This window comes from Salmonella sp. SJTUF15570 (assembly GCF_043357055.1).
Taxonomy (GTDB): Bacteria; Pseudomonadota; Gammaproteobacteria; order Enterobacterales; family Enterobacteriaceae; genus Salmonella; species Salmonella enterica.
Genome location: NZ_JBEUKJ010000005.1, coordinates 134,946 through 149,896, shown reverse-complemented (window position 1 = coordinate 149,896; position 14,951 = coordinate 134,946). Strand labels below are relative to the sequence as shown.

The 14,951-nt window shown below is 52.5% G+C and carries 11 protein-coding genes; 7 read left to right on the top strand and 4 right to left on the bottom strand.

From position 1 onward, the window contains the following. Nucleotides 1–165: 165 nt before the first annotated feature. Together pntB and pntA are read right to left on the bottom strand one after the other, a co-directional pair. On the bottom strand, nucleotides 166–1,554 hold the full coding sequence (gene pntB, locus ABVN44_RS11745) for a Re/Si-specific NAD(P)(+) transhydrogenase subunit beta (RefSeq protein ID WP_000014056.1): 1,389 nt from the start codon (nucleotides 1,552–1,554) through the stop codon (nucleotides 166–168). 10 nt (nucleotides 1,555–1,564) lie between these two features. Then, a complete protein-coding gene (gene pntA / locus ABVN44_RS11740; protein ID WP_001219362.1) occupies nucleotides 1,565–3,094 on the bottom strand; it encodes a Re/Si-specific NAD(P)(+) transhydrogenase subunit alpha in 1,530 nt (509 codons plus the stop codon). A gap of 526 nt (nucleotides 3,095–3,620) precedes the next feature. Here pntA and ydgH point away from each other — a divergent pair. Together ydgH and ABVN44_RS11730 are read left to right on the top strand one after the other, a co-directional pair. Continuing rightward, a complete protein-coding gene (ydgH, locus tag ABVN44_RS11735; RefSeq protein WP_000769294.1) occupies nucleotides 3,621–4,565 on the top strand; it encodes a DUF1471 family protein YdgH in 945 nt (314 codons plus the stop codon). Nucleotides 4,566–4,863: 298 nt separating this feature from the next. After that, entirely contained in the window at nucleotides 4,864–6,246 is a 1,383-nt protein-coding gene (locus ABVN44_RS11730) for an amino acid permease (protein ID WP_000412353.1), read from the top strand. A 61-nt stretch (nucleotides 6,247–6,307) separates the two neighbouring features. Here the strand turns inward: ABVN44_RS11730 and ABVN44_RS11725 are convergent, their stop codons facing one another. Continuing rightward, complete coding sequence (locus tag ABVN44_RS11725) at nucleotides 6,308–6,643, bottom strand: GlpM family protein (RefSeq protein WP_000524877.1); 336 nt, start codon at nucleotides 6,641–6,643, stop codon at nucleotides 6,308–6,310. Between the two features lie 126 nt (nucleotides 6,644–6,769). Between ABVN44_RS11725 and rstA the strand changes: the two genes are divergently transcribed. The 5 genes from rstA (at nucleotide 6,770) to tus (ending at nucleotide 13,390) form a co-directional block, all read left to right on the top strand. Beyond that, nucleotides 6,770–7,501, top strand: coding sequence for a two-component system response regulator RstA (gene rstA / locus ABVN44_RS11720; RefSeq protein WP_001080048.1), 732 nt, complete (start codon nucleotides 6,770–6,772; stop codon nucleotides 7,499–7,501). A gap of 479 nt (nucleotides 7,502–7,980) precedes the next feature. After that, nucleotides 7,981–9,114, top strand: coding sequence for a porin OmpC (gene ompC / locus ABVN44_RS11715; protein WP_023232588.1), 1,134 nt, complete (start codon nucleotides 7,981–7,983; stop codon nucleotides 9,112–9,114). Between the two features lie 152 nt (nucleotides 9,115–9,266). After that, nucleotides 9,267–10,973, top strand: coding sequence for an amidohydrolase (locus tag ABVN44_RS11710; RefSeq protein ID WP_129339449.1), 1,707 nt, complete (start codon nucleotides 9,267–9,269; stop codon nucleotides 10,971–10,973). A gap of 110 nt (nucleotides 10,974–11,083) precedes the next feature. Next, nucleotides 11,084–12,385, top strand: coding sequence for a two-component system sensor histidine kinase RstB (gene rstB / locus ABVN44_RS11705; protein ID WP_000732951.1), 1,302 nt, complete (start codon nucleotides 11,084–11,086; stop codon nucleotides 12,383–12,385). Between the two features lie 75 nt (nucleotides 12,386–12,460). After that, nucleotides 12,461–13,390, top strand: a complete 930-nt coding sequence (gene tus, locus ABVN44_RS11700; RefSeq protein WP_000092489.1) for a DNA replication terminus site-binding protein — start codon at nucleotides 12,461–12,463, stop codon at nucleotides 13,388–13,390. Here the strand turns inward: tus and fumC are convergent. Further along, nucleotides 13,387–14,790 carry a class II fumarate hydratase gene (gene fumC, locus ABVN44_RS11695; protein WP_000259117.1) on the bottom strand — a complete coding sequence of 468 codons (1,404 nt, stop codon included), beginning with the start codon at nucleotides 14,788–14,790 and terminating at the stop codon, nucleotides 13,387–13,389. The two genes, tus and fumC, sit on opposite strands and share 4 nt — an antisense overlap. Between the last annotated feature and the right edge of the window lie 161 nt (nucleotides 14,791–14,951).

Here is a 14,951-nt window from a genome sequence, read left to right as displayed (position 1 = left end):
CATACACAAAATCATTCAAGATGCCTCGCGGCGGCAAGGGAAGAAATCCCCGGGAGCATAGATAACGATGTGACCGGGGTTTCTGAGCGCAGCCAACAAAGAGGCAGCTTAAAGGATGAAGTGTATAAAAACGGCCTCCAAAGAGGCCGTCGCACGTTTAAAAGATTAAAGCGCTTTCAGAATTGCATCCACGCTGGCTTTGGCATCGCCAAACAGCATTTGCGTATTCTCTTTAAAGAACAGCGGGTTCTGCACACCAGCATAACCGGTATTCATTGAACGCTTAAAGACCACGACATTCTGTGCTTTCCACACTTCGAGAACCGGCATACCGGCGATCGGGCTGCGGGGATCGTCTTGCGCCGCCGGGTTCACCGTATCGTTCGCGCCAATCACCAGCACGGTATCGGTATCGGCGAAATCATCGTTGATCTCATCCATTTCCAGCACGATGTCATAAGGCACTTTCGCCTCCGCCAACAGCACGTTCATATGCCCCGGCAGGCGACCCGCCACCGGATGAATGCCGAAACGCACGTTGATACCGCGTGCACGCAGTTTTTCGGTGATTTCCGCCACCGGATACTGCGCCTGCGCCACCGCCATCCCGTACCCCGGCGTAATAATGACGGAGTGGGAGTTTTTCAGCATCTCAGCGGTCTCTTCCGCCGTGATTTCGCGATGTTCGCCAGCTTCCTGATCGTCGCCCGTTGAGGAGCCGTCAGTACCGAACCCACCAGCAATAACGCTGATGAAAGAGCGGTTCATCGCTTTACACATAATGTAAGACAGGATCGCGCCTGACGAACCGACCAGCGCGCCGGTCACAATCAGCAAATCGTTGCTCAACATGAAGCCAGCCGCCGCGGCAGCCCAACCGGAATAGGAGTTCAGCATTGAAACAACCACCGGCATGTCCGCCCCGCCGATAGAAGCGACCAGATGCCAACCAAACGCCAGCGCGATAATGGTCATCAGCAGTAGCGCCAGAACCTGTAGACCCACGCTTTCGGTACGAACAAAAACCAGCAGCAACAGGAAAGAAACAACCAGCGCCGCCAGGTTCATTTTGTGACGGTTAGGCAACATCAACGGCTTAGAAGAGATTTTGCCGCGCAGTTTACCAAACGCTACGATCGATCCAGTGAAAGTGACTGCGCCAATAAAGATACCGAGGAAGACTTCGGTCAGATGGATATTCACCAGCACCGGCGCCAGACTGGCGTCATGGTACAGATAGCTGTTAAAGCCAACCAGTACCGCCGCCAGGCCCACGAAACTGTGCAGAATCGCGACCAGCTCCGGCATCTCGGTCATCTCAACTTTTTTCGCCATGCGGATGCCAATCGCGCCGCCAATAATCATGGCGACCAGAATCCATGCCACGTTGCCGGTATCCGGCCCAAAAATGGTCGCCAGCAACGCGATCGCCATCCCGGCAATACCGAAGTTATTCCCCTGGCGGGACGTTTCATGCTTTGAAAGCCCGGCAAGACTGAAAATAAACAGGATCGCGGCAACAATGTATGCAGCTGTAACTAATCCTCCAGACATGTGTTACCCCTTAGTTTTTCCGGAACATTTTCAGCATACGCTGAGTCACGGTGAAGCCACCGAAAATATTAATGCTGGCGATAAGCACCGCGATAAAGCTCAGGAAGCTGACCCAGCCGCCCTGACCAATTTGCAATAATGCCCCGACAACAATAATCCCTGAAATTGCGTTGGTCACCGACATTAATGGCGTATGAAGCGCATGAGACACGTTCCACACCACGTAATAACCAACCACGCAGGCGAGCGCAAACACGGTAAAATGGCCGAGGAACTCTTTTGGCGCGACATCGGCCAGCCAGCCAAAAAGAATGATCGCCAGCGCCATTAACGCATACTTCCGCCAGGGTGAAGTGGGCTTTTCCGGCTCTTTTGGCGCAGGTGCTGCTTTAGGCGCGGCCTGTGGCTGCGCGGAAACCTGGATTGGCGGCGCAGGCCAGGTAATGTCGCCGTCGCGAATCACCGTCACGCCACGGATCACGACATCGTCAAAATCCACGTCAATATTGCCGTCTTTCTCTTTGCACAGCAGCTTCAGCAGGTTAACCAGGTTGGTGCCATAAAGCTGGGATGACTGCGTCGGCAAACGCCCCGGTAGATCGGTGTAGCCAATCACTTTCACGCCATTGTCCGTCGTCACAACCTGATTGGCGACGGTATATTCGCAGTTACCGCCATTCTGCGCGGCCAGGTCGACAATCACGCTGCCAGCCTTCATAGAATCGACCATATCGCGGGTAATCAGCTTCGGCGCAGGTTTGCCCGGAATCAACGCGGTGGTAACAATGATATCGACTTCTTTGGCCTGGGCGGCAAAGAGCGCCATTTCCGCTTTGATAAACGCCTCGGACATCACTTTGGCGTAACCATCGCCGCTACCGGCTTCCTCTTTAAAATCCAGTTCGAGGAACTCAGCCCCCATACTCTGGACCTGCTCTTTGACTTCAGGACGAGTGTCAAACGCGCGGACAATCGCCCCCAGGCTGTTTGCCGCGCCGATAGCCGCAAGACCGGCAACGCCCGCGCCAATCACCATCACCTTCGCCGGCGGCACTTTCCCGGCGGCAGTGATTTGGCCGGTAAAGAAGCGCCCAAATTCATGCGCGGCCTCTACAATGGCGCGATAACCCGCGATATTCGCCATTGAGCTTAACGCGTCGAGCGACTGCGCGCGGGAAATACGCGGCACGGAGTCCATCGCCATCACCGTGACCTTACGTTCGGCAAGTTTCTCCATTAACCCAGGATTTTGCGCAGGCCAGATAAAACTGACCAGCGTAGTTCCGGGGTTCAGTAAAGCGATTTCCTCTTCTTCAGGCGCATTAACCTTGAGAATAATTTCCGACTGCCAAATAGCATTGCCGTCTACAATATCCGCGCCAGCCTGCGCAAACGCTTTGTCGTCAAAACTTGCCAGTTGACCCGCCCCGCTTTCGATAGCGACGCTAAACCCCAGCTTCAGTAGCTGCTCTACCGTTTTCGGCGTCGCAGCGACACGGGTTTCATTGGGTAACCGCTCTTTTGGTATGCCAATTCGCATAAATGTTCCCTTCCATCGGTATTTTTAATGATGGTTTGTCAGTAAGCGCGAGAAGCGTACGCCTGCCCGCGTTTGAGGTAAATGTTACCCCAGCAGAATAAAACCGTTACAAACTCTCTATAACCTACTGAAAATAACGCCTGTGATCTAGCGCCAAAAAACAGAATTTTTTATCAAATTTGCAAAACATGAACGATTCAGCCGCTAAGCAGCCATAATGCCTTGAAAATGGCCTGCGAGGGCTGATAATTCGCTCAAATTTGACAGCAAAACATCATTAAACCCCTGGCGCGATCAAGAAATTAACATTAAATTAACTTATTAAATTTATGCGCTTCATTAGCTTAGCCGCCCGGACGCTGTTTTTTTCGACATATCGGCAAATGTTATCATCAAAGATAGGATACATGACACGATGCGTGAAAAATCCCGCAGACATCCATATGGTTTAAATGCAATAATCAGCCACGTTTCTAGTCAATAACAATACCAGTACCTGGTTTGCGCAAGGCGAAGGATTATTTTTATGAAGCTTAAGAACACTCTCCTGGCGTCGGCTCTGCTTTCTGCGGCTGCTTTTTCTGTCCATGCAGCAACAGAACTGACGCCGGAGCAAGCGGCTGCACTAAAACCTTATGACCGCATCGTTATTACCGGTCGTTTTAATGCTATTGGCGATGCGGTCTCCGCCGTGTCCCGCCGCGCAGATAAAGAAGGCGCAGCCTCCTTCTATGTTGTCGACACCTCGGAGTTCGGCAACAGTGGTAACTGGCGTGTTGTGGCGGACGTGTATAAAGCCGACGCGCCGAAAGCCGACGCGCCCAAAAATCGTGTCATTAATGGCATCGTGGAATTACCGAAAGACCAGGCCGTACAATTAGAACCGTATGATACCGTCACCGTTCAGGGCTTCTACCGTAGCCAGCCGGAAGTTAACGATGCCATTACGAAAGCGGCGAAACAAAAAGGCGCATACGCTTTCTATATTGTTCGTCAGATAGATGCGAATCAGGGCGGAAACCAGCGCATCACTGCATTTATCTATAAACAAGATGCGAAAAAACGCATCGTCCAGAGCCCGGACGCTATTCCGGCAGACTCTGAAGCTGGCCGCGCCGCGCTGGCTCAGGGCGGCGAAGCTGCGAAGAAAGTCGAAATTCCAGGCGTCGCCACGTCAGCCTCGCCGAGCGCCGAAGTAGGCCGTTTCTTCGAAACGCAATCCTCCAAAGGCGGGCGTTACACTGTCACACTACCGGATGGCACAAAAGTTGAGGAGCTGAATAAAGCGACGGCTGCGATGATGGTGCCTTTCGACAGCGTTAAGTTCACCGGCAACTACGGCAATATGACAGAAATCTCCTACCAGGTCGCCAAACGCGCGGCGAAGAAAGGCGCTAAGTATTATCATATTACGCGTCAGTGGCAGGAGCGCGGCAATAACATCACCATCAGCGCCGACCTCTATAAATAAGGCGCGCGTCGCCATCAGGCTTTCTCGCCGGATGGCGGCATACCTGCCTTATCAGGCCTACACTATCGTTCAACGGCAGGCCTGATAAGCCGCCATCCGGCACTTTCTCGCGGGATGCCAGTTCCGTCAAATATCGCGATGAATCTCACTTTTCGCTTTTTTGGCGATAAATCTTATCCAGGCCGTTGCATGCGGTCCCTTCTCTCCGTAAAATCCCGCGCCTTAGTGGCTTTCACCATTTTTATGCGTTTTGCCATAATAATTATTCTTCCAATTTCATTTTTATAGCTGGATACCAATGGAAAAAAAACTGGGACTGAGCGCGCTGACCGCGCTGGTTTTAAGCTCAATGCTTGGCGCAGGTGTTTTCAGTCTGCCCCAGAATATGGCCGCCGTTGCCAGTCCGGCTGCGTTGTTAATTGGCTGGGCCATTACCGGCGTGGGGATACTCTTACTGGCATTCGCCATGTTAATCCTTACACGCATTCGCTCCGAGCTTGACGGCGGTATCTTTACTTACGCCCGCGAAGGCTTCGGCGAACTGATTGGCTTTTGTTCTGCCTGGGGCTATTGGCTGTGCGCGGTCATCGCCAACGTATCCTATTTGGTTATCGTTTTTTCAGCGCTGAGTTTCTTTACCGATACGCCTGCCCTGCGTCTGTTTGGCGACGGTAATACCTGGCAGGCTATTGTCGGCGCTTCAGTCCTGCTCTGGATTGTCCATTTCCTCATCCTGCGCGGCGTACAAACGGCAGCCAGCATCAATCTGGTTGCGACTCTGGCGAAACTGTTGCCGCTCGGCGCGTTTATTGTGCTGGCTATCATGATGTTCAAACTGGATACCTTCACTCTGGACTTCACTGGTGTTGAACTCGGTATTCCCGTATGGGAACAGGTCAAGAACACCATGCTTATTACGCTGTGGGTGTTTATTGGCGTTGAAGGCGCCGTCGTCGTCTCGGCCCGAGCGAAAAATAAACGCGATGTAGGCCGCGCCACGCTACTGGCAGTACTCGCAGCGCTGGGAATATATCTCCTGGTCACGCTGCTTTCTCTTGGCGTTCTTGCGCGTCCGGAACTGGCGGAGATGCGCAACCCGTCGATGGCCGGACTAATGGTAAAAATGATGGGGCCGTGGGGAGAAATTATTATTGCAGCGGGACTGATTGTGTCTGTCTGCGGGGCTTATCTAAGCTGGACTATCATGGCGGCGGAGGTGCCATTTCTGGCGGCAGCCTATAAATCCTTCCCGGGCATCTTCGCGCGACAAAATGCGCAAGGCGCGCCTTCTGCATCGTTATGGCTCACCAATATCTGTGTGCAAATCTGTCTGGTGCTGATCTGGCTGACCGGTTCGGACTACAACACGCTATTGACGATTGCGTCAGAAATGATTCTGGTGCCCTACTTTCTGGTCGGCGCATTTCTGCTGAAGATTGCAACACGTCCCCTCCATCGGGCGGTCGGTATCGGAGCCTGTATTTATGGCTTATGGTTATTATATGCGTCGGGTCCCATGCACCTGCTGCTGTCCGTCGTGCTGTACGCGCCTGGATTACTGGTTTTCCTGTATGCGCGTCGGACGCACAAGCATGACAACGTGTTAAATCGTCAGGAAGTCGTGCTGATTGGTTTATTGCTGGTCGCGGCGGTTCCGGCTACGTGGATGCTGGTGGGTTGACAACCTCCCCATCGTAATATCCGTCTGTATTACGATGGGGAAACCACGGTCTTTGCCAATATTAATGCCATTTAATCCAGCAAAAAATCAGCAGCCACGCGCTTAGCCCCCAGCAGACCACCGCACCGCCAAGCGCGACGGGCAGGCGCATCACGCCGCTGAAATACCATAGCGTTGCAAGATAAATGAAATAAGGAATGATCGACCACATGCTAAAGACGATGGTGGTACGCATCGCGTCGATGCCCCGCTCGCTGGCCACGATATAGTGCGCGATAAGCGCAAACGTTGGAAACAGAGGAATTAATCCGGCGATATAATAATTTTTTGTTTTTGACAGCAGACCAATCAATACGACGACCAGCGCCCCCAGGGCAGCTTTAATCACGAGTCCCATTACCTTGCCTTAACACGCTAATAACAACAGCGTGTAGCATAACGGAACCGCTCTCGTTTAGAAAAGATTTATGGAAGGGAAAACAGAGGCGGTGTATGTTGGCGTTTTCTATTCTCCATTTATAATATGAACCGCATTGTATTTGTTGAAGACGACGCTGAAGTGGGTTCTCTCATTGCCGCTTATCTGGCGAAACATGATATTGATGTCATTGTTGAGCCGCGTGGTGACCGGGCGGAGGATCTTATCCTCACCACTCAGCCCGATCTGGTTTTACTGGATATTATGCTTCCAGGTAAAGATGGCATGACGATATGCCGCGATTTACGCCACCGCTGGCAAGGCCCGATTGTCCTGCTCACCTCGCTGGACAGTGATATGAATCATATTCTGGCGCTGGAGATGGGCGCCTGCGACTACATCCTCAAAACCACGCCTCCGGCCGTTTTGCTGGCGCGTCTGCGCTTACACCTGCGGCAAAGCGAACAAACGCAACAGGCAAAAAGTCTTCAGGAGAGCGCGCTTACGCCGCATAAAGCGCTGCGTTTTGGCGCGTTAACCATCGATCCCCTTAACCGGGCGGTCCAGCTCAATGGCGATTTCATATCGCTCTCCACCGCCGATTTTGAATTGCTCTGGGAACTGGCGACACACGCCGGACAAATTATGGATCGCGACGCGTTGCTAAAAACGCTGCGCGGCGTCAATTATGATGGTCTGGATCGCAGCGTGGATGTGGCGATTTCCCGCCTGCGTAAGAAACTGCTGGATAGCGCTGCTGAGCCCTATCGTATAAAGACCATTCGCAATAAAGGCTATCTTTTTGCCCCTCATGCCTGGGACGAAACGACGGGATAAGTTAGCCGACAAATTTTACCTGCCTTTATCAAGTCATAGTGGCGATGCTCATCACCGCCACTGTTCAAAAAACAGACATTGTATACATGGATGCTATTTTTATTAGTCGAAACGGCCCCTTTATTACCGTTTTCTCTGCGTTGTGGTTCATGATTACGTCTTTTTCGCTCAAGAAAGTTAAATTAAAAAAACTCGAAGCCAGTTCACAAAATTGATAACAGAATGTCTGCCCGCCGCTATATTGCCATCTTTTTTCGCAAATTGTGAAATAAAACAAATCACAACCATGAATATACAATAACAAATATATTCACCATAAATATATGCGTTTCCGATAGTAACTTTTGTATTAATTAATAACATATAAGAAAAGTTAGCATTTGCTGAAATAATATTATTCAGATTAGGATGCCTTTGATTCAACGAATCTGTAGAAGTTCAATCTTTTGCAAATAAGTTAAGTTTTTAAGGATAAAAAAATGAAAAGAAAAGTATTGGCACTTGTCATCCCGGCTCTGCTGGCTGCTGGCGCAGCACACGCCGCTGAAATTTATAACAAAGACGGCAACAAACTGGACCTTTACGGGAAAGTAGACGGCCTGCACTATTTCTCTGATGACTCTTCTAAAGATGGCGATCAGACCTATATGCGTGTCGGCTTTAAAGGCGAAACGCAGATTAACGACCAACTGACCGGTTACGGCCAGTGGGAATATAACGTTCAGGCTAACACTACCGAAGGCGAAGGTGCTAATTCCTGGACTCGTCTGGCATTCGCCGGCCTGAAATTCGGCGACTACGGCTCATTCGACTATGGTCGTAACTACGGCGTCCTGTACGACGTAGAAGGCTGGACCGATATGCTGCCTGAGTTCGGCGGCGACTCCTACACTTACGCTGACAACTTCATGACCGGTCGTGCTAACGGCGTGGCCACCTACCGTAACACTGATTTCTTCGGTCTGGTAGACGGTCTGAACTTCGCGTTGCAATATCAGGGTGCCAATGAAAACCAGGTTTCTCATGAGCAGGAAGGCACTAATAACGGCGGCGATCGTAACGTGAAGAACGCTAACGGTGACGGCTTCGGTATCTCATCAACTTATGATCTGGGTATGGGCGTAAGTTTCGGCGCGGCATATACCACTTCCGATCGTACTAATGGTCAGGTTAATTACTCTACCGCTGGCGGTGATAAAGCGGATGCATGGACTGTTGGCGCTAAATATGATGCTAATAATATCTATCTGGCCACAATGTATTCAGAAACCCGTAATATGACGCCTTACGGCAATGACGATTGTCGCTCATGCGTAGCAAACAAAACGCAAAACTTCGAAGTTACAGCCCAATATCAATTTGATTTCGGTCTGCGCCCGGCGGTTTCTTTCCTGATGTCTAAAGGTAAAGATCTGACCTATAACAACGTTAATGGCGATGATAAAGACCTGGTTAAATATGCTGATGTAGGTGCTACCTACTATTTCAACAAAAACTTCTCCACCTATGTTGATTATAAAATCAACCTGCTGGATGATGACGACCCGTTCTATAAAGATGCCGGTATCAGCACTGATGATATCGTCGCGCTGGGTATGGTTTACCAGTTCTAATTATTCATTAATTCTTCTCAAGCCCGCCGTTTCGGCGGGCTTTTCTTTTTTCATTACCACCGTTCTAAAAACAGAACGCACTGTTCCCTGGGCACAGATTGAACAATTCTTGTTCGCTCTCTATGGTTTGCTTATCGCCCGACAAAAGGAACATGCTAATGATCAGTCTCGTCCCGCCTCTGCTTTCCAGAACCGCGCTTCTCTTTCTGCTCACGGCCACAGGCGCAGCCACCGCCGCCCGCCCGGCAGCGGATATTATTTTGCATAACGGTAATATCATCACTCTGAATGATGCCCAGCCGCAGGCCAGCGCGCTGGCGATTTCCGGCTCGCGGATTGTGGCGATTGGCGATGATACGGCGACAAATGAATGGCGCGGCAACCATACCCGTACCATCGATTTACAGGGTAAAACCGTGATACCCGGCCTGACCGATACCCACATTCATGCCATTCGCGGCGGACAAACCTGGACATTCGAAACCTACTGGTACGACAGCCCTTCGCTTAAAGACGCGCTGGATAAATTACGCGCCGACGCTAACCGTCGTCCCCACGATCAATGGGTAGCCGTAGTGGGATCGTGGATACCGGCGCAATTTGCAGAAAACCGGGCGCCGACGGTAGCCGAATTGAGTCACGCCCTTCCCGATCATCCGGCTTATATTCAGTATCTGTACGACTATGCGTTAGTGAATCAGCGCGGTATAGACGTACTTGGCCTTAACAACACCCCTCCTCCTGATTTAGCGGGAATCCGCGTAGAGCGCGACGCAAAAGGTAGCGCCACGGGGAAATTATTTGGTGACATCGCCGCGTTTAACCAGCTTTTTGCCAGCATAAGTAGTAACGCCGATCGCGAGGGCGGTCTGCGACAATTTTTCGCTGATATGAACGCTCGCGGCGTGACCGGCATCATTGCCCCCTCTGCCGGGCCTGCCGCCGCTTATGAGCCTTTATTTGCAATGCGAAACCAGGGGGATTTACCGCTGCGCGTGGGGTATCGCATTCCGGTACAGCCAGAAGCGAAAGGTCATGAAGCGCAGTGGTTCAGCAACCTGATGGCCTTTCGCCCGGCGCGTGCCGATGACGGGCAACTGGCTTTTCTTGGCCTGGGGGAAAGCCTGGTGGCCGGAATGAATGACGGCGTGCGGATGGCCCCAGGGTTTTCTTCCTCAGAGCAGGACAAAACCGCGCTTCGCCAGGTCGCGACGTTTGCGGCAAAACGGGGAATACCGCTTGAGATCCACGCCTATACCGATGACAGCGCCGACGCGATATTGACGATTTTTGAGCAGGTAGCGCAGCAGTACGATCTGCGCCCTCTCCGCTGGTCTATTGCGCATCTGAATACCGGTTCGCCACAGACGCTTGAGCGGATGCGTAAGCTGGGCCTGGCATACACTGTGCAAATGGGGCCTTACTTTGAGGGGCTTGCCATCCGTGACGCCAATCCATCCGGCGCGACGGACAATTCGCCGCCGGTTCGACTGGCGCTGGATAAAGGGCTTGTCGTAGCTGGCGGCACCGATTCGACGCGTATTGGCATTGCCGGTGTCTGGCACGCTATCGAATATCATATCACCGGTATAGCGTCAGGCGGTTCCGTGCGTAAACCCGCCAGCGAGCGGCTCACGCGTCTGGAAGCGCTAGCGTTATATACACGTCATGCCGCCTGGCTCGCCTTTGCCGAACAACACCGGGGCCAGCTTAGCGTCGGAAAACAGGCCGATCTGGCGGTACTCAATCAGCCATTTATGACGATGCCGGAAGACAGAATTGATACCATTCGCGCTGTTTTGACGCTTGTCGATGGACGCATTGTTCACGAAAGTCCGGACCTTAACGCCGGACAATGAGGTTGTCAGTTGACGCAAAGCCTGCTTTTATAACCCACCAGCGGCGCTGACGGGAAATCTTTTTCGTCAGCGCGCGATAGAGCTAATGTATTGAGATCCGGTGGGCGTTGATGAAAAAGCTGTTTGTGCAGTTTTACCTTTTGCTGTTCGTCTGTTTTCTGGTCATGACCTTATTGGTCGGACTGGTGTACAAATTCACCGCCGAACGCGCGGGCAGGCAATCGCTCGACGATCTGATGAAAAGTTCGCTCTATCTGATGCGCAGCGAACTGCGGGAAATCCCGCCGCGTGAATGGGGGAAAACGTTAAAAGAGATGGACCTGAACCTCTCTTTCGATTTACGCGTTGAACCGTTAAATCACTATAAGCTTGATGCCGCCACCACGCAGCGACTGCGTGAAGGCGATATTGTCGCGCTTGACGATCAATACACCTTTATTCAGCGTATCCCGCGCAGCCATTACGTCCTGGCGGTTGGCCCGGTTCCCTATCTCTATTTCCTGCATCAAATGCGACTGCTGGATATCGCCTTAATGGCGCTCATTGCCTTTTCTCTCGCCTTTCCTGTGTTTATCTGGATGCGCCCGCACTGGCAAGAAATGCTCAGGCTCGAATCCGCCGCGCAGCGCTTTGGCGAGGGTCACTTGACTGAACGCCTGCACTTCGATAATGGCTCCAGTTTCGAACGTCTGGGTGTCGCGTTCAACCAGATGGCGGATAACATTAATGCCCTGATCGCCAGTAAAAAACAGCTGATTGACGGTATCGCCCATGAGCTTCGCACGCCGCTGGTACGTTTACGCTATCGGCTTGAAATGAGTGAAAATCTGACACCGCCGGAATCACAGGCGCTCAATCGCGATATTGGTCAACTGGAAGCGCTGATTGAAGAACTGCTCACCTATGCGCGCCTTGACCGACCACAAAATGAACTGATGTTGACCGAACCCGACCTCCCCGCCTGGTTGCTCGCGCATTTGCAGGATGTGCAGAGCGTGACCCCGGAACGTGCCGTAAACCTTGTCACATGTGTAATCGGCGATTATGGCGCGCTTGATATGCGGTTAATGTCGCGAGTGCTGGATAACCTGCTGAATAATGCGTTGCGCTACAGTCATACCACCGTTCAGGTCAGTCTGTTACTCGACGGCAGTCAGGCAACGTTGATAGTCGAAGATGATGGCCCCGGCATTGAAGCGGATGCGCGAGAGCGCGTATTTGAACCTTTTGTCAGACTCGACCCCAGTAGAGACCGGGCGACAGGCGGCTGCGGGCTTGGACTCGCCATCGTACACTCTATCGCACTGGCGATGGGCGGTAGCGTCGTCTGTGACGAGAGCGAACTGGGCGGCGCAAAATTTAGCTTTCGCTGGCCGGTCTGGCACGCGATGCCCGACATGACCGCTGCCTGACGCATTTTGCACGCTGGTTGAGCGGTGGGAACTGTGCTATACAGATAGTATGTTGTAACTAAAGTGAGTGATACCATGTCACGCTACGATCTCGTTGAACGCCTGAATGGCACTTTTCGCCAGATAGAACAACACCTGGCGGCGCTGACGGATAATCTACAGCAGCATTCGCTACTTATCGCCCGTGTCTTTTCACTGCCGCAGGTGACCAAAGAGGCGGAACATGCGCCGCTGGATACTATCGAGGTAACGCAACATCTGGGGAAAGAGGCCGAAGCGCTGGCGCTACGTCACTATCGCCATTTGTTTATTCAACAGCAGTCCGAAAACCGCAGCAGTAAAGCCGCCGTCCGCCTGCCTGGCGTCTTATGCTATCAAGTGGATAATGCGACACAGTTAGATCTGGAAAATCAGATACAGCGCATTAACCAGTTGAAAACCACCTTCGAGCAGATGGTTACGGTAGAGTCCGGTCTTCCCTCAGCGGCACGTTTTGAGTGGGTGCATCGGCATCTACCCGGCTTAATTACGCTGAACGCTTACCGCACGCTGACGCTTATCAATAACCCCGCCACCATACGTTTCGGCTGGGCAAATAAACATATTATTAAAAATTTAAGCCGGGATGAGGTTCTGAGCCAGTTGAAAAAAAGCCTCGCGTCGCCGCGCAGCGTCCCGCCGTGGACGCGCGAACAATGGCAATTCAAGCTGGAACGGGAATATCAGGATATCGCTGCCTTACCGCAGCAGGCCCGACTCAAGATTAAGCGTCCGGTTAAAGTACAGCCGATCGCCCGCATCTGGTATAAAGGCCAGCAGAAACAGGTGCAACACGCCTGCCCCACGCCGATTATCGCATTAATCAACACGGACAACGGCGCTGGCGTGCCGGATATTGGCGGGCTGGAAAACTATGACGCCGATAATATTCAGCACCGTTTTAAACCACAGGCGCAGCCGCTGCGACTGATTATTCCGCGACTGCACCTGTATGTGGCGGATTAACGTCCCGGCGTCATACTGCCAACCATTAACTCCGGACGTACCCAGGCGTCGAACTCCTCGTCGCTAAGGTATCCTAATGCCACGGCTGAGGCTTTGAGCGTCAGCCCTTCTTTATGCGCCTTCTTCGCAATCTCCGCCGCTTTATCGTAACCGATGTGCGTATTGAGCGCAGTGACCAGCATCAGCGACTCATTCAGCAACTGCGTAATACGCTCGCGGTTTGGCTCGATTCCTGACGCACAGTGTTGATTGAAACTCGCCATGCCATCGGCCAGCAGGCGCACCGTTTGCAGAAAATTATGAATAACCATCGGACGATAGACGTTGAGCTCAAAGTTGCCCGATGCGCCCCCCATATTGATGGCCACATCGTTACCCATCACCTGGCAACATAGCATCGTTACCGCTTCACACTGGGTCGGATTCACTTTACCAGGCATAATGGAACTGCCTGGCTCATTCTCCGGGATAGCAATCTCGCCAATGCCGCAGCGCGGGCCGGACGCCAGCCAGCGAACATCGTTGGCGATTTTCATCAGCGAGGCCGCCAGTCCTTTTAATGCGCCATGCGCCTGTACCAACGCGTCACAGGTCGCCAGCGCTTCGAATTTATTCGGGGCGGTAACAAACGGCGCCGCGGTAATCGTCGCCAGTTCCTCGGCCACGCGCCGGGCATATTCCGGATGGGTATTAAGCCCTGTCCCCACTGCGGTTCCGCCGAGCGCCAGTTCCGCAACGTGCGGTAAACTGTGCTCAATGTGCCTGAGGTTATGTTCCAGCATGGCTACCCAACCGGAAATCTCCTGGCCTAAGGTGAGCGGCGTCGCGTCCTGCAGGTGAGTACGGCCAATTTTGACAATATCGGCGAAAGCGTGGGATTTATCGCGAAGCGTATCCGTTAATGCGGATAATTGCGGGATGAGGTGTTCGCGTAACGCCAGTAACGCCGCCACGTGCATGGCGGTTGGGAACACATCGTTTGAGCTTTGACTCTTATTGACGTCATCATTGGGATGCACCTTGCGTTCCATACCGCGAACGCCGCCCAAAATTTCACTGGCGCGGTTCGCTAACACCTCATTCATATTCATGTTGCTTTGCGTACCGGACCCGGTCTGCCAAATCGCCAGCGGAAACTCATCAGCATGTTTTCCCGCCAGCACTTCATCAGCCGCCTGGATAATCGCGCTGGCTTTTTCCGCCGCCAACAACCCTAAGTCCTGGTTGACCTTCGCAGCAGCGCGCTTGGTCAACGCCAGAGCGTGAATGAGCGAGACGGGCATTTTCTCCGTGGAAATCCGAAAATGCTCCAGCGAACGTTGAGTCTGCGCCCCCCACAGTTTATCTGCCGGGACTTCAATCGCGCCCATTGAATCTTTCTCGCGGCGTACCGTTACCATTACCTGCTCCTTACTCAAGTTGATGAGATCATGTGTCGACATTGCTCACATGTTTGCGGTCTTATGAGTATTAACGATAACAACACAACGGTGTAGACCGGATAAGGCGCTTGCGCCGTTCTCCGGCAAAATAGCGAATCATGTTACCGCCCCGCAGGGCG